The sequence below is a fragment of the Pseudomonas sp. TE36184 genome, assembly GCF_054060055.1.
Map to the genome: position 1 here is coordinate 1,901,820 of NZ_JBSSCU010000001.1, position 18,818 is coordinate 1,920,637.

General features: G+C 59.2%; 16 protein-coding genes and 2 pseudogenes. 14 read left to right on the forward strand and 4 right to left on the reverse strand.

Annotated elements, in window-relative coordinates; genetic code table 11:
* The first annotated feature begins 166 nt into the window (after positions 1 to 166).
* Complete coding sequence (locus ACVWZP_RS08210; protein WP_457369653.1) at positions 167 to 1,045, forward strand: diguanylate cyclase domain-containing protein; 879 nt, start codon at positions 167 to 169, stop codon at positions 1,043 to 1,045.
* 418 nt (positions 1,046 to 1,463) lie between these two features.
* Here the strand turns inward: ACVWZP_RS08210 and ACVWZP_RS08215 are convergent, their stop codons facing one another.
* Positions 1,464 to 2,294: an IclR family transcriptional regulator gene (locus ACVWZP_RS08215; protein ID WP_457369654.1), complete on the reverse strand. Its 831-nt coding sequence runs from the start codon at positions 2,292 to 2,294 to the stop codon at positions 1,464 to 1,466.
* A 241-nt stretch (positions 2,295 to 2,535) separates the two neighbouring features.
* Between ACVWZP_RS08215 and ACVWZP_RS08220 the strand changes: the two genes are divergently transcribed.
* The 7 genes and pseudogenes from ACVWZP_RS08220 (at position 2,536) to ACVWZP_RS08250 (ending at position 8,976) form a co-directional block, all read left to right on the forward strand.
* On the forward strand, positions 2,536 to 3,564 hold the full coding sequence (locus ACVWZP_RS08220) for an ABC transporter ATP-binding protein (protein WP_169882083.1): 1,029 nt from the start codon (positions 2,536 to 2,538) through the stop codon (positions 3,562 to 3,564).
* The gene (locus ACVWZP_RS08225; protein ID WP_457369655.1) at positions 3,561 to 4,406 is read left to right on the forward strand and encodes an ABC transporter permease; all 846 of its coding nucleotides are present in this window, start codon (positions 3,561 to 3,563) and stop codon (positions 4,404 to 4,406) included. The genes ACVWZP_RS08220 and ACVWZP_RS08225 overlap by 4 nt, the downstream gene beginning before the upstream one ends.
* A gap of 4 nt (positions 4,407 to 4,410) precedes the next feature.
* Positions 4,411 to 5,206 (forward strand): annotated as a pseudogene (locus ACVWZP_RS08230) (ABC transporter permease).
* Positions 5,206 to 5,496: a (2Fe-2S)-binding protein gene (locus ACVWZP_RS08235; RefSeq protein ID WP_046383765.1), complete on the forward strand. Its 291-nt coding sequence runs from the start codon at positions 5,206 to 5,208 to the stop codon at positions 5,494 to 5,496. Before ACVWZP_RS08230 ends, ACVWZP_RS08235 begins: the two are co-directional and overlap by 1 nt.
* Complete coding sequence (locus ACVWZP_RS08240; RefSeq protein WP_457369656.1) at positions 5,493 to 6,836, forward strand: FAD-dependent oxidoreductase; 1,344 nt, start codon at positions 5,493 to 5,495, stop codon at positions 6,834 to 6,836. The genes ACVWZP_RS08235 and ACVWZP_RS08240 overlap by 4 nt, the downstream gene beginning before the upstream one ends.
* Positions 6,833 to 7,930 (forward strand): NAD(P)/FAD-dependent oxidoreductase, encoded by a 1,098-nt coding sequence (locus tag ACVWZP_RS08245; RefSeq protein WP_057004793.1) that lies wholly within the window; start codon positions 6,833 to 6,835, stop codon positions 7,928 to 7,930. Before ACVWZP_RS08240 ends, ACVWZP_RS08245 begins: the two co-directional genes overlap by 4 nt.
* Positions 7,931 to 7,944: 14 nt before the next feature.
* Entirely contained in the window at positions 7,945 to 8,976 is a 1,032-nt protein-coding gene (locus tag ACVWZP_RS08250) for an ABC transporter substrate-binding protein (protein ID WP_301556069.1), read from the forward strand.
* 23 nt (positions 8,977 to 8,999) lie between these two features.
* Here ACVWZP_RS08250 and nadE read toward each other — a convergent pair.
* From nadE to ACVWZP_RS08265, 3 genes and pseudogenes are all read right to left on the reverse strand, one after another.
* A pseudogene (gene nadE / locus ACVWZP_RS08255) lies at positions 9,000 to 9,245 on the reverse strand (ammonia-dependent NAD(+) synthetase); the annotation flags it as partial.
* A gap of 132 nt (positions 9,246 to 9,377) precedes the next feature.
* Positions 9,378 to 10,535, reverse strand: coding sequence for an alpha/beta hydrolase family protein (locus ACVWZP_RS08260; RefSeq protein ID WP_046383770.1), 1,158 nt, complete (start codon positions 10,533 to 10,535; stop codon positions 9,378 to 9,380).
* Between the two features lie 261 nt (positions 10,536 to 10,796).
* A complete protein-coding gene (locus ACVWZP_RS08265; protein WP_108526465.1) occupies positions 10,797 to 11,717 on the reverse strand; it encodes a LysR family transcriptional regulator in 921 nt (306 codons plus the stop codon).
* Positions 11,718 to 11,989: 272 nt separating this feature from the next.
* Between ACVWZP_RS08265 and ACVWZP_RS08270 the strand changes: the two genes are divergently transcribed.
* From ACVWZP_RS08270 to ACVWZP_RS08295, 6 genes are all read left to right on the forward strand, one after another.
* On the forward strand, positions 11,990 to 12,931 hold the full coding sequence (locus tag ACVWZP_RS08270; RefSeq protein WP_046383772.1) for a VOC family protein: 942 nt from the start codon (positions 11,990 to 11,992) through the stop codon (positions 12,929 to 12,931).
* A 3-nt stretch (positions 12,932 to 12,934) separates the two neighbouring features.
* Positions 12,935 to 13,321 carry a Rieske (2Fe-2S) protein gene (locus tag ACVWZP_RS08275; protein ID WP_082107771.1) on the forward strand — a complete coding sequence of 129 codons (387 nt, stop codon included), beginning with the start codon at positions 12,935 to 12,937 and terminating at the stop codon, positions 13,319 to 13,321.
* A 109-nt stretch (positions 13,322 to 13,430) separates the two neighbouring features.
* Positions 13,431 to 14,552, forward strand: a complete 1,122-nt coding sequence (locus tag ACVWZP_RS08280) for an FAD-dependent oxidoreductase (protein WP_046383773.1) — start codon at positions 13,431 to 13,433, stop codon at positions 14,550 to 14,552.
* 84 nt (positions 14,553 to 14,636) lie between these two features.
* Complete coding sequence (locus tag ACVWZP_RS08285; RefSeq protein WP_046383774.1) at positions 14,637 to 16,319, forward strand: DUF1302 domain-containing protein; 1,683 nt, start codon at positions 14,637 to 14,639, stop codon at positions 16,317 to 16,319.
* Between the two features lie 14 nt (positions 16,320 to 16,333).
* Positions 16,334 to 17,701, forward strand: coding sequence for a DUF1329 domain-containing protein (locus ACVWZP_RS08290; protein ID WP_052735804.1), 1,368 nt, complete (start codon positions 16,334 to 16,336; stop codon positions 17,699 to 17,701).
* A 57-nt stretch (positions 17,702 to 17,758) separates the two neighbouring features.
* A complete protein-coding gene (locus tag ACVWZP_RS08295; protein WP_046383775.1) occupies positions 17,759 to 18,817 on the forward strand; it encodes a WD40/YVTN/BNR-like repeat-containing protein in 1,059 nt (352 codons plus the stop codon).
* Position 18,818: the final 1 nt, after the last annotated feature.

Here is an 18,818-nt window from a genome sequence, read left to right on the forward strand (position 1 = left end):
AAACAGCTTCCGCGTTTAGGCAGACACCATCGCACCAAGCAAGAGTGGCATGAGGTCGTATTCGCCTGGCATACGTGCTCCCATACTTGCCGGTAAGATTACTCGCCGCAGGCCTTATCGATCAGGCTATGATCGCGCTCTATGAATCGGATATGCCCCATGACTTATGGCCGTTGACCTACAAGCGCTCTACCCCAAACTGATCCATCTGATGTTGGATACAGTGTTTGTGGTTGATAGAGACGACCACATTGTTTTTGTGAGTGATGCCTGTGAGGCCCTGCTGGGTTACCGTCCTGACGAGCTGAACGGCACCCCTATCTCCCGCTATATGCATCCTGAAGACCTGGCTAGCACACGGGACTCGATTGCCCGCGTCATGAATGGTCAATTCCACTTCGATTTCCGCAACCGTTACATCCGTAAGGATGGAGGCGTCGTGTACATCCTGTGGGCGGCATTCTGGTCGGAAGAGGTTGGTGCAAGGATTGGAGTCGCACGCAACGTGACGGCTTTGACTCAGGCCGAGGAGGAGTTACGTTTCCTCGCGCATCATGATCCGCTGACAAAACTAACCAACCGCTCGATTTTCAGTGATCGACTGAAATCTGCCCTGCACGTCGCGCACCGTCACAATAGTCAGTTGGCTTTGCTGTTTCTGGATATCAATGACTTCAAGAGTATCAATGACGTCCATGGCCACGCCGCGGGGGATCGTATTCTTTGCATGATTGCCCGACGTCTAGAAAGCTGCATACGTGAGACGGATACCGTGGCCCGGATGGGCGGCGATGAATTTACGGTGCTGTTGACCGATATCCAGTCGAGAGACGCCATTTCCAAGAAGTTAGAACAGATTCACAACGTCATGGCTGCGCCACTACCGCCTGAATTCGGCGCACTCAAGATGCCGTCGTGCAGTATCGGCGTTGCCTATTATCCCGAGGACGGCAAGGATGCCGACACACTGCTCACCTACTCGGATAATGAAATGTACCGGATGAAAAGGCATCGTTTTTTAGACAATAAAGAGCCCGGTACATAAGTCAAACTCAAGAAGTGCGTCCGCCCGGCCAAGTCATCCAGCGGACGGCGCAAAACCGAGACATGGTATTCACTTACGTAGTCACCCGCCCATCAGATGAGAAATCGTCGAGGGCAGTTGAGTGGTTGGATCAATCCGAGGCAGGTGCGGGTTCTTGCTTCGGTTGGCTCTTGCTGAGAACGAACCACACCGCTAAACAAATAAGCCCGCCGCCGTAAAAAAGTTGTTGCAGTAGTTAAGGGGAAAAGGCCAACTATACGGAAGCCATGGTGAACGCCTCTAAGTTTGGAGTCTCACCGTAAGGGAGTTCGAAATGTACCCGCACTCCGATTCTTGCTGCCGAAAACGGATGTGCGTCAAGGGGCTTGGACGCTACGCTCTGGAGCTGGCGCGCTGCAGGTCTCGGTATCTGGATGACCTACCCACCAAAGATCTGTGAGGGCCGGCGCAGCGTCGGATCAAACGGATTGATCCGGGGTCCGATCGCCGCCGCTTCGCGCTTGAGCAACTCCACCACCATCGGCAAGCGACTCGGCCCCAATCGGTCGCTGATGGTCGCCACGCTCAATGCTGCCACCGCATGGCCGTCCCGGTTCAGGATCGGCACCGCCAATCCCGCCATGCCTTCCAGCACACCGGTATTGCGCGCCGCATAACCCAGATTGCGCACGTTCTCCACTTCCGAACGCAACAGCACCTCGTCATACAGGTGAAAATCCTTGAGCCTTGGCAAGTTGTAGCGGATCACCGTCTCGCGCTCTTCCTCCGGCAAAAAGGCCAGGATCGCCAGGCTGCCCTGCCCCACGCCCAATGCCACGCGCCCGCCGATATCACCCGTGAAAGTACGAATCGGGTACGGGCCTTCGCTGCGGTCCAGGCAAATCGCATCAAAGCCGCTGCGCGCCAGCAAAAACAATGAATCCCCCAGGGACGCACTGAGGCGCAGCATGCTCGGCCTTACCAGGTCGCGCAGGTTGCCGGTCTTGCCCGCGTTCGCCGCCAGAGCGAAGAACTCCAGGCTCAGGCGATAGCGTTTGCTGCGCGCGTCCTGCTCGACCATACCTTCATCCATCAGGCTGCGCAGCAGGCGGTGGGTGGTGGGTTGGGACAGGCCGACCTGTTGTGCGAGCTGAGTCACGCGTTCGCCGCCTTCGGGCACGCCGCCCAAGGTACGCAGCAATGCGAACAAGCGAGACACGCCGCCCGCACCCACTTCCTTGGTATTTTTATTCCGCTCAGTAGAATTCATAGCGTGTTATCTCATCAATAATTCTTGTCAGTGAATAAAACTGAAAAAACACTCCATTCAGTGAAATTCTATCTTTCGCCCATCCTAGTCTTCGTCCTAATCTGCGTCCACAGGGGCGAAATGAACAACAACCGGCAGCCGACTCAAGATCGAGCGCCAACGCACCCGCAACACCCTTTTCGCATCTGCCCAAAACAAAAAAGCGCGTTTCGACGCGACTCAAAAAAGGTGGAACGCAGACATGGCATTTCTCCAACTCAACGCCTTGAGCAAACGCTACGGCGCCGTCGACGCGGTGGTCGCCACTGACCTTGCGGTGGAAAAAGGCGAGTTCGTTTCCCTGCTCGGCCCCTCGGGCTGCGGCAAGACCACCACCCTGCAAATGATCGCCGGCTTCGTCGACGTGAGCGCTGGGCAGATCCTGCTCGACGGTCGCGACATCACCCACGCCAAGCCCGCCAGCCGTGGCCTGGGCGTGGTGTTCCAAAGCTATGCGCTGTTCCCGCACATGACCGTGCGCGACAACATCGCCTTCGGCCTGAAGATGCGCAAAGTGCCGGCCGCCGAGATCGCCGCCAAGGTCAAGACCGTGCTGGAGCTGGTGCGCCTGGCCCCCCACGCCGACCGTTACCCCCGGGAATTGTCCGGTGGCCAGCGCCAACGCGTGGCCCTGGCGCGCGCGCTGGTGATCGAGCCGCCGGTGTTGTTGCTGGATGAGCCGCTGTCCAACCTCGACGCGAACCTGCGCGAAGAGATGCAGTTTGAAATCCGCCGCATCCAGCACGCGGTGGGCATCACCACCCTGATGGTCACTCATGACCAGGCCGAGGCGCTGTCCATCAGCGACCGTGTGGTGGTGATGCAGGCCGGGCGCGTGACGCAGATCGACGTGCCCTACAAGCTGTATGAACACCCGCGGACGCGCTTTATCTCGGACTTCGTCGGCAAGGCTAACCTGCTGGCCGGCGATTACGACGCACGCGGCATCCCGCAGGTGCGCCACGCCGCGGGTGACGGCGAACTGGTCTTGAGCCTGCGCCCGGAAAAAATCCAGCTGGTGGGCGCAAGCGAAGGTCGCCTGCAAGGCCAGGTGCTCGACCGCTACTTCTTCGGCAGCCAGTGGCTGTACCGAATCCATACCGCGCTGGGCGAAATCACCGTGGTGCGCAGCAACGACGGCAGCGCGCCGCTGGGTAGCGGCGCGGCAGTCGGCCTGGACTGGCGAGCCGACTTGCTGCGGGTGCTGACGGCGGATGAGGTGCACCCATGAGTCGCGGCTATCTACTCTCGCTGCCGGCGTTGCTGCTGTTCGCCGGGCTGCTGATTCTGCCGCTGGGCCTGACCCTGGTGCTGTCGTTCAACGTGTTCGACTACCAAGTGGGGGTGAAGGCCGATGAGTGGACCTTGGCTCATTACCTGGCGTTGTTCAGCGACGCGTACTTCTACGAAATCTTCTGGCGCACCTTCTGGATCAGCGCGCTAGTGACGCTGCTCTGCGTGGTGATTGGCGTGCCCGAAGCCTACATCCTCAGCCGCATGGGTACGCCGTGGCGCTCGATCTTCCTGATCCTGATCCTCACGCCGTTGTTGATTTCGGTGGTGGTGCGAGCGTTCGGCTGGAGCCTGCTGCTCGGCGCCGACGGGCTGGTCAACCAGGTGATCCAGGCATTGGGCGGGCGCCCGGTGAAGCTGTTGTACACGCCGTTCGCGGTGATCATTGCGCTGGTACACGTGATGCTGCCGTTCATGATCATTCCAGTGTGGACCTCCCTGCAAAAGCTCGACCCCTCGGCGGAACAGGCGGCTTTGTCGCTGGGCGCGAGCCAGGCCACGGTGATGCGCAAGATCGTGTTGCCCCAGGTAATGCCGGGCGTGCTGTCCGGCACCCTGATCGTGTTCGGCCTGGCCGCCAGCTCCTTTGCGATCCCCGGCCTGCTCGGTGGGCGGCGCCTGAAAATGGTCGCCACCGTGGTGTACGACCAGTACCTCTCGGAACTCAACTGGCCCATGGGCGCGACCATCGTGGTGGTCCTGCTGTTGGTCAATCTGCTGATCATGCTGAGCTGGAACCGCATGGTCGAAGGCCGCTACAAAAAGTCCCTGGGGGTTTAAGCGCATGTCCAGAAACGGTCCTTTGGCCCTTGGTTTCCACGGCCTGGTGGTGATGTTCATGATGGCGCCGCTGGTGGTGGTGTGCCTGGTGGCCTTCACCCCGGAAAATACCTTGAGCCTGCCCACGTCGGGCTTCTCCCTGCGCTGGTTTCGCGCGGTGTTCGAGCGTGGCCGACTTTATCCAGGCGTTCTATAACAGCCTGATCCTGGCATTTACCGCTGCAACCCTGGCGACGCTGATTGCAGTGCCGGCGGCGCTTGCAATCAGCCGGTATCAGTTCCCGGGACGTAACTTCTTCAGTGCGTTGTTCCTGTCGCCGATCATCATCCCGCACCTGGTGTTGGGGGTGGCGATGCTGCGGTTGTTCGCCTTGATGGGCGTCAACGGCAGCTTCACCTGGCTGATGCTGGCGCACGTGGTGATCATCACGCCCTATGTGCTGCGCCTGGTATTGGCAGCAGCGATCGGGATCGATCGCAGTGCCGAGCAGGCGGCCGAATCGCTCGGCGCCGGACGCTTCACGCTGTTTCGCCTGGTGACGTTGCCGATGATCCTGCCCGGCGTGGCCGGCGGCTGGTTGCTGGCCTTCATCAACAGTTTCGACGAAGTGACCTTATCGATCTTCGTCAGCTCGCCGGCCACGCAAACCTTGCCGGTGCGTATGTACGTGTACGCCACCGAATCCATCGACCCGATGATGGCGGCAGTGTCGGCGCTGGTGATTGCCCTCACGGCGGCGGCCATGATTGTGCTCGACCGGGTCTACGGCCTGGATCGCGTGCTGGTGGGAAAACACTGATGGCCTTGTTCAAACGATTGACCGAAACCGCACGCCCTGCCCTGGCGTTTACCCTCGACGGGCAACCGGCCACAGGCTTGCTCGGCGACACCCTGCTGACGGCGGTACTGACCTGCGCCGAGCACCTGCGCGGCAGCGATTTCAGTGCCGAACGCCGCGCCGGGTTTTGCTTGATGGGCGCCTGCCAGGACTGCTGGGTGCGCCTGGCGGACGGACAACGCGTGCGCGCCTGTTCGACACTGCTGGAAGAAGGCCAGGCGATCAGCCGCGACCCGGGGCGCCAGCTATGAAGCCGGTGGTGATCGTGGGCGCAGGCCCGGCAGGAATCAGTGCTGCGCGCACCCTGTTCGACCACGGCGTAACGCCTTGCCTGGTGGACGAAAGCCTGCGCGGCGGCGGGCAAATCTATCGCCGCCAACCCGCAGGCTTCCAACGCACCGCCAGGCAAATATACGGATTTGAGGCGGGTAAGGCCGAGGCAGTGCATCGCACCCTGGATGAACTGGCGCCCCTGATCGACTACCGGCCCGAAACCCTGGTGTGGAATGCCGAGGATCGGCGCCTGGACCTGTTGAACAACGGTCACGCAGCCAGCGTCGAGTATTCGCGGATCATCGTCGCCACCGGCGCCACCGACCGTATCCTGCCGGTGCCGGGCTGGACCTTGCCCGGTGTCTACAGCCTGGGTGCGGCGCAAATCGCCTTGAAGTACCAAGGTTGCGCCATCGGCGAACGCGTGGCGTTTTGTGGCAGCGGGCCGTTGCTGTATCTGGTGGCGTATCAATACGCCAAGGCCGGCGCCGATGTGGTCGCCGTGCTCGACAGCGCACCGTTCAGCGCCCAATGCCGCGCCTTGCCGGCGCTGCTCGGACAACCGGCGACCTTGGCCAAGGGCTTGTATTACCGCGCCTGGCTCACGGCCCACGGCGTTCCCGTGCATCAGGGCGTGACGCTGCAGCAGATCGACGGTGAACAACGGGTCAGCGGCATACGTTGGCGCGACCACACCCTGGCCTGCGACGCCGTGGCCTTCGCCCATGCGCTGCGCAGCGAGACGCAGTTGGCGGACCTGCTCGGTTGTGAATTTGCCTGGAATGCCTTGAACCGCGCATGGCTGCCGCAACGGGACGGTGCCGGGCGCAGCAGCGTCGACGGTGTGTACCTGGCGGGCGACGGTGCCGGGATCATGGGTGCCGATGCCGCGCAGATGGCCGGTGAGCGGGCGGCGTTGGCGGTGCTGGAAGATGCAGGCGTCGCGATCGATCATCAGCGCCCGGCCCTGCTTGAGCGGCAATTGACGCGCATCCAGCGCTTTCGCCAGGGCCTGGAGACTGCGTTTCCCTTCCCGGCAGACTGGGCCGCGCAGGCGCCGGACGACTTGATGCTGTGTCGCTGTGAAGAAGTCCGGGTTGGCGATATCCGCACCGCGGTGGATGAAGGTCATTGGGAAATCAATCGGGTCAAGGCCCATTGCCGGGTGGGCATGGGCCGCTGCCAGGGGCGCATGTGCGGGATGGCGGCGGCTGAAATCGTCGCCGAGCGCAGTGGTCGCGGGATAGAAGACGTCGGGCGTTTGCGTGGCCAGGCCCCGATCAAGCCGCTGCCGTTTGGCGTGGAGGTGCAGCCATGATCGACGTCATCGTCCTCGGCGGCGGGATTGTCGGTGCGTCGGCGGCCTTGATGCTGGCGCACAAAGGTCAGCGTGTGGCGTTGGTGGACCGGGACTTCTGCGGCTCGCACTCCAGTGGCGTGAACTATGGCGGCGTGCGGCGCCAGGGACGCCCGTTGCATCAGCTGCCGTTGTCGCAGCGCGCCCATCAGTTGTGGGCCGACCTGCCCGGCTTGATCGGTATCGACGGCGAATACGTGCGCTCCGGGCATTTGAAACTGGCGCGCAGTCATGGGGATTTTGCCGCGTTGCAGGCGTATGCCGAACACACGCGGGGCTTTGGCCTGGGCTTGCAGTTGCTCGATTACGCCGAGCTGCGCGCACGTTTTCCGTGGGTCGGGGATATCGCAGTGGGTGCGTCGTTATGCCCCGAAGATGGCCATGCCAACCCGCGCCTGGTATCCCCCGCCTTCGCCCGTGCCGCGCAACGCCTTGGCGCGTGTGTCTACGAGCAGGCCGAGGTGATCCGCATCGAACATGACAGCCGCCAGTTCCAGGTGGATTGCGCCAACGGCCTGCACCTGCAGGCGCCATGGCTGCTCAATTGCGCCGGCGCCTGGGCAGGGACCGTCGCCGCGCAATTCGGCGAGCCGGTCCCCATGACTTCTGCGCACCCGGCCATGCTGGTCACCGAGCCGCTGCCCGTGGTGATGAACGTCAGCACCGGCGTCGAAGGCGGCGGGATTTATGCGCGCCAGGTGGCCCGGGGCAATTGCATCCTCGGCGGCGGGCGCGGTTTTGCGCTTGGCCCCCGGCAGGCGCGGCCCGGGCAAGCGGCGGTGCTGGAGATTCTGCGCCATGCCGGCGAGCTGTACCCGTTTCTCAAGGGTGCCCAGGCGATTCGCACCTGGAGCGGCACCGAAGGTTACCTACCCGATCATGAACCGGTGATCGGCCCCAGCAGCACCCAGCCTGGCCTGCTCCACGGTTTCGGCTTTGCCGGCGCCGGGTTCCAGCTGGGCCCGGCGGTCGGTGAAGCCCTGGCAGAGATCGTCTGCACAGGGGCCAGCCGGCAACCCATCGAAGCGTTTTCCATCCGTCGTTTCCAAGCCTGAGAGGAAAAACATCCATGAATACTCGTATTGCGCTGTCCTGCTTGTCCCTCGCTCTGCTCGCCCCCACCGCCCATGCGGCCCCGACGCTGTACCTGGGCATGAACGGCGGCACCATGGAACGGGTGTATGCCGACAAGGTGCTGCCCGCGTTCGAAAAGGCCAATAACGTCAAGGTGGTGATCGTGCCCGGCACGTCGTCGGACATCCTCGCCAAGGTCCAGGCCAACAAAGACAACCCGCAGATGCACGTGATGTTCCTCGACGACGGCATCATGTACCGCGCCATCTCCATGGGCCTGTGCGACAAACTGGCGCCGAGCCCGACCCTGGAGCAGATCCCGGCCAAGGCGAAAATCAAGGACCAAGCCGTGGCCGTGACCCTCGGCGTCACCGGCCTGGGCTACAACGCCAGGCTGTTCAAAGAGAAAGGCTGGGCTGCACCGACCTCGTGGATGGACCTGGCCGACCCGCGCTTCAAGGACAAAGTGGTGTTCCAGTCCCTGGCCTCATCGACCTTCGGCCTGCACGGTTTCCTGATGTTCAACCGCCTCCAGGGTGGCTCAGAGACCAACGTGGAACCGGGCTTCAAGGCCTGGCCCAAAACCGTCGGCCCCAACGTGCTGGAGTACATCGCCAGCTCCGCGAAAATCTCCGAGATGGTGCAAACCGACGAAGCGGCAATCTTCCCCCTCACCCCGACCCAGGTCGCCACCCAGAAACTGCTCGGCGTGCCGATGGAATACGCGCAACCCAAGGAAGGCGCCGTGGTGCTGAACGTGGCCGAATGCGTGATCGCACGCAACGACCAACCGGAACTGGCGCAGAAACTCGCGGCCTTCCTGCTGACCGCCGAAGCCCAGGCGCCGGCGCTGGAGGAAGGTGATCAGATCCCGTCAAACCCGACCACGCCCACCAGCGACAAGACCCGCGCCCGAGTGGAGGCGATGCAGGGTTATTTGCAGACGGCGATTTCGATTGATTGGGACCAGGTGAACCAGGCGCGGCCGGAGTGGAATGCGCGGTGGAGTCGGTCGATTGAGCGGTAGCGTTTCATCCGCCTGCTCGGCGCCTACCGAGGTGCGATGGGTAGCGCGCGTTTGTGGGCGGTCTTCAGATAGGCTTGCTCCACAATCGTTCGCACCCGTTCGCTCACCGGCTCACCCATCAGGTAGGCGTCGATCTCTTCATAAGTGCAGCCGTATGCCTGCTCATCCAGCTTGCCCGGTGCCAGCTCTTCGAGGTCGGCGGTAGGTTGTTTGTGCACAAGATTCGCCGGGGCACCGAGGGCATCAGCCAGCAGGCGCACCTGGGTCTCTACTACCGAAATGAGCCAGGGACTGCTTCAACATTGCGAAGCAACAACGAAACGCAAATAAACGTCGATTACACGATTAAGATCGGGTGAGCCGATGGCTCTGCCTGCGCCTGGCACAGGCAGAGCCAGTTGTTACGCGGTATGCCCACCCAGGGTTTCAGCTACCCAATCCGCAATGTACTGTCCAGCGTTGATGCTATTGTCGAAGCTTGAGTGCTGAACACCGCCTTCTCGGTCGGTAAAGACCTTCAATTCGCGTTTGGGGCTGTTTACCAATTGCTCAAACGAGCGCTGAGCCCACTTGAGCGGGATCTGAGAGTCTTTTTCTCCGTGGGTGACCAGGAAAGGGACTTTGATGCGATCGAGAATGCCGTCCAAATGAACGCTCTCTGAAATGTGCATGAAGTCATTGATGTCCTTCGCCCCCCAAACCCAACTGACATGTTCCCAGTAGTGAGGTACGGGAAAGCTACCTTCCTTGTCGAGTCGACGTTTCTGCACATCCCGCCAGTCGTGGTTGGCCCCCCAGACAACGCCACAGGCGAAACGTGGTTCAAAAGCAACTGCGCGCGGACAGTAGTAACCGCCCAGGGAAACGCCTTCCAGACCGATACGCTTGGCGTCGACTTCAGATCGAGTTTCCAACCAATCAACGATTCGACTGGCCCAATGCTCGCTGTCATAGCGAGCAGTAAGACCATGCAGACGCAGTGCCTCGCCGGTACCTGGCTGATCGACGACAAGCGAAGATACACCGCGCTTGGCCAACCATACCGGCAAGCCAACGCGGTATTTCATTTCTTTGGTGGAGTCCAGTCCGTTGACTTGTACCAGCAACGGAGCCCGGCCCTCGACGCCTTCTGCGCGCACATAGAGCCCTGAGATGATCTTGCCCTCATAAGGGATTTCAACACGCTCACAGTTCTCTTTGGATAAGGCGACGCCACGGGCGAAGGTTTCTAAAAAGCGCTGGTACAGTTCTTTACGCCCAGGTGCACCATGAGCCTGCAGGCGTTCGCATGTGAGGTAGTAGGTAGCGGCACGATTGTACTTTTCGCCTGCAGAGAGCCGCCGGCCAGCAACCTCGTCCTCCTCGGCAAGACCGCAGAGTTTGTCGGCCATCTTTGACCACGTTTCGCGGAAAGCTGAGGTGCCAGTCGCGTCGGGTTGTTTCGCAGCCTCTTGTAAAGGCGCGCACATCTCTTCGATCTCGCCTATGCGAGCACCCATTTCGATAGCGAGATCCACCGACAGGTTCCAAACATAATTAGTGGGGAAATAGCGAAACATTTTTTATTGTCCTTTTGCGGTCGGAAGGCGAGCCCGGGAACTTCCGGCACTCCGGGCACGATCAGAGCAGGACGTTATTCAGCGCAACCGGTTTTGGCGAATCGCGAGTAAGGATGCGAGGTATCACGAAACACGATACACCGTACAAGAGCCGCCAATTGACTCGGGTTCTGGAAGCAGAACACCCCACAATTCTGCGATCATGGGCGCAAGATAAACGTCAGCAGTTGCTGACTCCCTTGAGTAATGCGGGTAATCGGATTACCTGCCGCCTTCCTCCAGCGTTTGAATAAAATCGTGGACAGTCTCTCTGAGCCAGCGGTGCATGGGATCACCATCCATGCTGCGGTGCCATTGCATGATCTCTCTCATAACGGGGATCTTCACCGGCGGTGGAAGGATACGAAGCGGCAGGTATCGTGAGTAAAGCTCAGCCAGCCTGCGGTGCATAGTGGCGACTCGATGAGTGCCCACGATCAATTGTGGAAGCGTGTTGAAGTCGTTGGTAATGACTTCAAGTCGACGCTTGAAGCCGTATTGACTCATAAACCAGTCTTCAATACTGAGCTGTCGAGACCGACCAAACCCGACAGAAATATGCCCCATTTCTACGTACTGCTCCAGCGTCAACACCTCGCCCACGGAGTCGTTGCCACTCCAGATAACGCATACGTGCTCCTCCTCAAACAGCAATTGAGAGGGGTGCCCGTCAATCAGATAGCGCTCCGGAACAATCATCAGGTCGATTTCCCCACGAAGGATCATCTCCACGCCCTGATCCCCTGGAGGATGCATTTCAAACGTGATCCCTGGTGCGGCCTTGTATATGCGCTGAATGACCTGCGCAAAGACAACGCTGATCAAGTAGTCCGACGTGACTAAGCGAAAATGCCGCTTGCTGGATGCCGGATCAAAAAGCGGCTTTGCTGTGATGGAGGAACGGATCGTCAGTAGCACCTCGCGGACTGGTTTTGCCAATTCAAGCGCATAGGGGGTGGGTTGCATTGACCGACCTACCTGCACAAGCAGTTCGTCCTCGAAGTACTTTCGGAGTCTGCCGAGCACGCCGCTTGTTGCGGACTGGGTCATATGGAGGCGTTCGGCAGCTCGGGTAATGTTCTGCTCTTGCAGGAGCACGTCTAGCGCCACGAGAAGATTGAGATCCAAGTGATGAAATCGCATGGCGATGCATCTCCGCTTTTGTAGTTATTTTTGAGATACCTTCGTCCGATATTTCCGATGCGTCAAGCTAGCCTCCTCGCCGTCGCCTGACAGCCCTCTGCTGGTCGGCTCTCCCGCCATGTATCGAGTTTTCGGATAGCAGGCATCTCAAGTTGCGATTAGTCAGCAACTGCCTCAGACAGCACCCTCCCCTCCAGTCGAGCGGCATGCCAACCGCAGCGACACCACCACCGGCGCCTCTGCCGGATCATAATTTTAATGGAGTGGTAACCATGAACATTCTTGGCCTTGATGCCTTGGTATTTGGCGTCGATGACCTGCAAGCCTGCGCTGATTGCCTTCGTGATTACGGACTGACTGCAATACACCTGGATGCCGAAAGAGGACACTTTGAGTCGTTGGACGGATCGGCCATCATCATCCGTCGTCCAGAAGATCCAGAGCTACCTGCGGCAAAGGGCCCCGCGCCTTCACTGCGCGAGACTATCTATGGCGTTGCAAGCTCCACCGATCTCGACGCAATCGAGGATGAGTTGAGCCGGGATCGCGTGGTACGTCGCGATGCGAACGGCACCCTGCATACAGTAGATGACCTCGGTTTTGCTATTGCCTTCCAGGTTTCCTGGCGTCGCCGCTTCGATGCGCCAGCAGACCTGACCAACGCCCCGGGCAGCGCACCACAACGCCCGATCAACCAACTGGGCATCACTCCCGAGATGGCGGCTCTACCTCGCACGCTTTCGCACGTCGTGTATTTCGTTCCCGATGCCGCAAAGGGTGAAGCCTTCTATCGCGATCGACTGGGATTCGTCACCACCGACAGATTCGTGGGTGTCGGCCCCTTCATGCGGGCAAAAGGCATGGATGACCATCACTGCCTGTTCATGATCCAGACCCCTCCACACATGCAGGGGTGTGAGCATTTCACCTTTCATATGGGCAGTGGCACAGAAGTCCTTCTCGCGGGTACCCGTTTTCAGCAGAAGGGTTGGACGAGTTTCTGGGGCCCCGGGCGTCACCTCTACGGCTCCAATTGGTTCTGGTATTTCAACAGCCCATTGGGTTGTCACATCGAATACGACGCTGACATGGATAAGCACGATGACGCTTGGGCTGCTCGCCAGGCGCCCATGTCTGCGGACAACTCGCAGTTGTTCCTGTTTACCTCTCGCGAGAAGTGGGCTCCGGGTGGCCCACCGCCGAAGCAGGGCTAAGCGGTGGATCGTAGCGTAGCGCTCTGCCCTCTCGATCAACTCAAAGAAGGCCGCGCGCTAGGTTTTGATCCCTTCAGGTCAGGCAACGACACCGTGTTTGCCTTACTGCATCGAGGAGAGGTACGGGTCTATCGCAATAGCTGTCCTCACCTCGATGTGCGCCTGGAATACCGAAAGAATCGATTCCTATCAGCCGACGGACAACGCGTCATTTGCTATGCACATGGCGCGCAGTTCATGCCGGACAGCGGAGAGTGCGTATTTGGCCCGTGTCTAGGGCAATCGTTAACCGCTTTTAAGTTCCGGTGCGAGGAAGGTTTGCTTCTTCTGTGCATAGACCCATTCGACCAACCCATTGAGGTATCGCGCGGCGCGATAGGTCACATCTGAGGACTCGATTAGTCAAATCCTGCGGCACTCGGGAAACTCAAACCCACGCACTAACAACGACCGCATCTATCAAGTATGCGGAGAACAATAACAACACGTGAGTCACTTCATGAATATTGCAAAAGTGCTGATAGTCGGTGGTGGTATTGGTGGTTTGTGTGCCGCCATCGCATTGCGCCGTAAAGGGATTGACGTCGATCTGGTCGAGATCAAGACCGAATGGACGGTCTACGGCGTCGGCATCATCCAGCAAAGCAACGTAGTCCGCGAAATGGCGAAGCTGGGCCTGCTCGATGCTTATCTGGATGCCGCTTACGCATTCGAAGACGTTGGTATCTACAACACCGATGGCCTGCCTCTGGTTCGGATTCCTGGGCAACGCCTAGCCGGCCCGGAGTACCCAGCCAACGTTGGCATCTCCCGCAGAGCCCTTCATAAGGTACTTAGCGAAACAGCTATCGAACTCGGCACCGACGTTCGACTAGGTACTTCAATCGAGAGTTTTGAACAGAGCGAGGATGGTATCGATGTGCTGTTCAACGATGCAAGCCGAGCTCGCTACTCTCTGGTTGTAGGCGCTGATGGCCTGTTCTCCAAGGTTCGTAACCTGATGTTCGGCGACAAGTACCAACCTCGCTTCACCGGCCAATCCGTATGGCGTTACAACTTTCCACGCGCCCCCGAAATCGATCATCTCGCCAACTACCAAGGCCCTTCGGGTAACGCGGGTCTCGTCCCTCTGGCTGATGACTTGATGTATCTCTTCACCACGTCTCACGAGCCGGGCAACCCCTGGATGGATGAAGGAACCCTGGCGGAGGAGCTTCGCAAGCGCCTCTCCGGCTTTGGTGGACTGATCGGCAAATTGCGTGAGCAGATCACTGATAACTCACAGGTTGTCTACAAGCCGCTTGAGGCTGTGTTCGTCGATGAGTGTTGGTATCACGGGCGCGTCCTGCTTATCGGAGATGCGGCTCACGCTACGACTCCACACCTCGGCCAAGGTGCGGGCATGGCGATTGAGGACGCGGTTGTTCTGAGCGAGGAACTCGTCTCGGCCGGCACCCTGGCTGAACAACTGCAACGTTTCATGGATCGTCGATTCGAGCGCTGCAAGTTCATCAGTGAGAAGTCTCTATTCGCTGGCGAAAAAGAGATGCAACAGGATCGCGACTTCGATCGCATCTCCCTGGTTAAGCAAATGCTGGAGGTCACAGCACGCCCAGTCTGATATCGCGGCGGGTGCCAAACCTGTTGCGCACCCGTTCGCAAACCAACACTGACCTACAAAAAAAACAAAAACGAGGTGACTTAAATGCTGTCTTGCAAGCACGCATCCACCCGGCCGTCGCTGCCACTCAAACCTCTTGCATTCGCTGTTTCCATGCTAGCGATCACTGCAGGACTACCCGATGCCCACGCATTCGAATTCGATACGGGGAATCCCGATATTCGAGCACGGTGGGATAACACCCTGAAATACAGTTCGGCATGGCGCACCAAAGGTCAAAGCGACAAATTGATCGATGGCCAAACCTCGCTCAATCAGGATGACGGCGACCGTAACTTCAACAAGGGTCTGATCTCCAATCGTCTAGATCTGCTCTCTGAAATGGACATCACGTACAAAAACGTCGGCGCTCGTGTGAGCGGAGCCGCATGGTACGACGACGTCTACAACCGCGGCAGCGACAATAACGATCCGTCCCGCGCCAATAGCCATTCAGTAGCCTATGACGAATTCAGCCATGACACCCGCACCCTGCATGGTCGTAAAGGTGAGCTTCTGGATGCCTTCCTGTTTGGCAAGACCGATGTCGGCGACATGCAAGCCTCGGGTCGAGTGGGTCAGTACGCAATGCAGTGGGGAGAAAGTCTTTTCTACGGCATGAATGGTATCGCCGGCGGCATGGCGCCAGTCGATGCAGTCAAAGCCTTGTCGGTACCCAATACCCAGTTCAAGGAGCTGATCCGTCCAGTCCAGCAGCTCTCTGGCCAGCTCCAACTGACTCCGGATGTATCCATCGGCGCCTATTACCAGTTCGAATGGGAAGCAAACCGCCTGCCAGCCGAAGGCAGCTACTTTTCCACCAGTGATAGCTTCGGTGAAGGTAACGAGCGCATGTTCATTGGCGCTCCGCTGTTTCCGGGGGCCCAACCGCTGGCGTTCTATCACGGTAAGGACAAAGATGCGAAGGACTCGGGGCAAGGCGGCGTACAACTTCGCTGGCGTACCGAGACAGTCGACTGGGGCGTCTACGCCATCCGCTTCCATGATAAAAATCCACAACTGAACGTGCGCCCGGACTTCGCGAATCTGAACCCTCAGTCGGGCAAGGCCGGCGAGTACTACTGGGTCTATCCGGAAGGTATCGAGGCTCTGGGCGCGAGCTTCTCCACCACGCTCGGTAACTACAACATCGCTGGCGAGCTCTCCACTCGCTGGAACCAGCCTCTGGCATCCACCAACCAGCGCACTCTTGCACCGGGCGAGTCGATCAAAAATGACGATGACCCTCTGTACGCAACGGGGAGGACGCTACACGCCAACCTCTCATGGCTGTCGAGCCTCGAGCCGAACTTCATCGCCCCGGAAGCCAGTTTCATCGGTGAGATTGCATGGAACAGAGTCATGAGTGTCAGCAAAAACAAAGACGCCATTGACCCGAATGCAGACCGCGACGCGACCAGTCTGCGACTTGTTTACGAACCTATGTATCGCCAGTTCCTACCGGGTCTGGATTTATCCGTGCCTATCGGCGCCAGCTACACAAACGGTGCCTCCGAGGCACTGGGCGCGGGCTTCGGAGCCAATCACGGCGGTGACCTCAACATCGGGCTCAAAGGCAACTATCTGAACACCTGGAGTCTGGGCCTGACGTATACGCACTACTACGGCCCGGAAAATACCTTCCTTGATGCCGCCAACCACTACACGTTCGAACAGTCGCTCAAAGATCGCGACTTCCTTGCCTTCAATGTCAGCCGCACCTTCTGACCGGGGATTATTCGATGATAAACAATAAAAAATTTGTCTCTTTGCTCACCACCTTGAGTGCCTCGCTGTTTTTTGCGCACGGGGCAATGGCAGCCGTCTCCGCCGATGAGGCGGCCAAATTGAAGTCGACGCTGACTCCATTTGGCGCGCAGCGCGCAGGCAACGCCGACGGCAGTATTCCGGAGTGGAAAGGAGGCTTCACCCAGGCCGATCCCTCAAACAAGGAAGGCGGCAAGCGCAATGATCCGTTCGCGGCCGACCAGGCTTTGCTCACCATTACCGCCCAGAACATGGCTCAGTACGCCGATAAGCTGTCGGCTGGCACCCAAGCCATGCTGAAAAAGTACCCGGACAGCTACAAAGTCGTGGTGTACCCAACTCGTCGCACTGCCGCTGCCCCGCAGTCCATTTACGACGCTACTTTCGCGAATGCCACCAGCGGCAAACTGGCGAACGGCCCGGCGGGGCCTATGCCTTTAGGCGCGGCAGGCGGTATTCCGTTCCCGATCCCCCAGAATGGTGAAGAAGCAATCTGGAACCACCTGTTGCGTTGGCGCGGAGCTTCGTGGCACGCCAATTTCTCTCAGTACCTCACCACGGCGGACGGAAAGCATGTACTGACGAACGACTCCCGGGCAGATGTTCAAATGCCTTGGTACCTGCCCGGTTTCAGCAGTGACAAGGGCGTCTTCTGGTCAATCCGGATGACGAACGACGGCCCACCATTGCGCGCTGGAGAGGCAATCACAGGTCTTGAGAATATCAACGCCGACAACACCACTGCCTGGACGTACCTCCCTGGCCAGCGCCGAGTTCGCCGCCTTCCCAACGCCTGCTGCGACACCCCGACTCCGGCGACCGCTGGGGTGATGAGCTTCGACGAGCTCAATGTGTTTACCGGTCGAATTGACCGCTTCGACTGGAAGCTGGTGGGCAAGAAAGAGTTGTACATCCCGTACAACTCGAACCGGGTATTCACTGCCTCCAGCCCCGAAGCACTCTTCGACGCGCACCATATGAAATCCGACGCCGTGCGTTGGGAGCTGCACCGTGTCTGGGTAGTTGAAGCGACCCTGAAGAGCGGTGCTCGACACGTTATGCCCAAGAGCACCTATTACCTCGATGAGGACACCTGGACAGCCGTCCTTGGTGATCGCTACGACGCCCGGGGGCAGCTCGCAAAAGTGTTGTGGACCTCGCCAGTTGCTCTGCCCGACCTCCCAGGCACTGCGTCAGTCACTACCGGCTTTTACGACCTGCTTTCCGGTGCATGGTTCGTCGGTGACGTTTTTGCCGGGAAGAGCGAGCAATACCGCATCGTGCCGCCCTACAAGGACTCGGTATTTACCGCTGACGCGATGGCGGGTGAAGGCATCCGGTGATTCTGGCGGGGCGTAAGCCCCGTCTGCATCAAATAAGAACAAAAAGGGTTGCGTGCGATGAAAAAGATAATCTCCGGCTTGCTAATGGCAGCGGGCTGCTCGTTGCTGCCTGCCTGGGCAGCAGATACGGTCGATGTCCTTTCCCAAAAGGCAGTACTCGGATCTCAAGCACTGCATGCGGTGCTCCTGGACGTCAACAAAGCCGGTTCGCGGCTGGTTGCAGTCGGCGAACGCGGTGTTGTGCTGCTATCAGATGATGGCGGCCAACATTGGCGACAATCCGCCAGCCCCATCAGCACAACGTTGACCAGCGTGCAATTCGTTGACTCGAGGAACGGCTGGGCTGTGGGTCACTCCGGTGTCGTGCTGCATAGCAGCGATGGCGGGGAAAGCTGGCAATTGCAGTTGGATGGAAAGCAAGCGGCTGCCCTTGAGTTGCAAGCAGCCCAATACTCTGGGGATTCAAAGCGAATCGCTGTGGCGCAAAGATTGTCGGCCGATGGTGCCGACAAGCCTCTGTTGGTAGTGAACTTCGTTGATGCAAAGCATGGCGTTGCCCTTGGGGCGTACGGTCTTGCGCTGATGACGAAGGACGGAGGCAATACCTGGCAATCCTGGATGGGTGACCTTCCAAATCCGAGAGGCCTGCATCTCTATGCGATGGCTCGCAACGGCGATGAAATCATCATCGCGGGGGAGCAAGGTCTGCTGTTGCACTCCATCGATAGCGGCCTCACGTTCGAAGCCCTTAAGAGTCCTTACGAAGGCAGTTATTTTGCCGCTGCAATTCTTCCCAATAAGAAGATTCTGGTCGGAGGCCTGCGAGGCAAGCTGTTCTCCTCTGAGGATGGTGGCATCAGCTTCCAGCCTGTCGACAACCCCTTTGCTGCTTCCCTCAATGCCATTCGCATCGCCGGTCAAAACCTGTTGCTCGTCAACCAGGCCGGCATCCTCCTGCGAAGCGGACTTACAGATCTGCACTTTCAGCCCATCACCGTATCCGAAGGACTTCCTTTGACCTCTGTCAGTGAAACATCTGATAGCGCCCTGGTCGCTGTTGGTATGGCAGGCGCGTGGCGCATAGCGCCTTCTTTTTCCTCCAAAATCGCGGACTGAG

Excerpts from the sequence above, each read along its gene's own strand:
- ACVWZP_RS08220 (WP_169882083.1), top strand. The coding sequence starts at position 2,536 with ATGGCATTTCTCCAACTCAACGCCTTGAGCAAACGCTACGGCGCCGTC.
- ACVWZP_RS08295 (WP_046383775.1), top strand. The coding sequence starts at position 17,759 with ATGAAAAAGATAATCTCCGGCTTGCTAATGGCAGCGGGCTGCTCGTTG.
- ACVWZP_RS08280 (WP_046383773.1), top strand. The coding sequence starts at position 13,431 with ATGAATATTGCAAAAGTGCTGATAGTCGGTGGTGGTATTGGTGGTTTG.
- ACVWZP_RS08235 (WP_046383765.1), top strand. The coding sequence starts at position 5,206 with ATGGCCTTGTTCAAACGATTGACCGAAACCGCACGCCCTGCCCTGGCG.
- ACVWZP_RS08265 (WP_108526465.1), bottom strand. The coding sequence starts at position 11,717 with ATGCGATTTCATCACTTGGATCTCAATCTTCTCGTGGCGCTAGACGTG.
- ACVWZP_RS08285 (WP_046383774.1), top strand. The coding sequence starts at position 14,637 with ATGCTGTCTTGCAAGCACGCATCCACCCGGCCGTCGCTGCCACTCAAA.
- ACVWZP_RS08245 (WP_057004793.1), top strand. The coding sequence starts at position 6,833 with ATGATCGACGTCATCGTCCTCGGCGGCGGGATTGTCGGTGCGTCGGCG.
- ACVWZP_RS08270 (WP_046383772.1), top strand. The coding sequence starts at position 11,990 with ATGAACATTCTTGGCCTTGATGCCTTGGTATTTGGCGTCGATGACCTG.
- ACVWZP_RS08260 (WP_046383770.1), bottom strand. The coding sequence starts at position 10,535 with ATGTTTCGCTATTTCCCCACTAATTATGTTTGGAACCTGTCGGTGGAT.
- ACVWZP_RS08250 (WP_301556069.1), top strand. The coding sequence starts at position 7,945 with ATGAATACTCGTATTGCGCTGTCCTGCTTGTCCCTCGCTCTGCTCGCC.
- ACVWZP_RS08225 (WP_457369655.1), top strand. The coding sequence starts at position 3,561 with ATGAGTCGCGGCTATCTACTCTCGCTGCCGGCGTTGCTGCTGTTCGCC.
- ACVWZP_RS08215 (WP_457369654.1), bottom strand. The coding sequence starts at position 2,294 with ATGAATTCTACTGAGCGGAATAAAAATACCAAGGAAGTGGGTGCGGGC.
- ACVWZP_RS08240 (WP_457369656.1), top strand. The coding sequence starts at position 5,493 with ATGAAGCCGGTGGTGATCGTGGGCGCAGGCCCGGCAGGAATCAGTGCT.
- ACVWZP_RS08290 (WP_052735804.1), top strand. The coding sequence starts at position 16,334 with ATGATAAACAATAAAAAATTTGTCTCTTTGCTCACCACCTTGAGTGCC.
- ACVWZP_RS08210 (WP_457369653.1), top strand. The coding sequence starts at position 167 with ATGGCCGTTGACCTACAAGCGCTCTACCCCAAACTGATCCATCTGATG.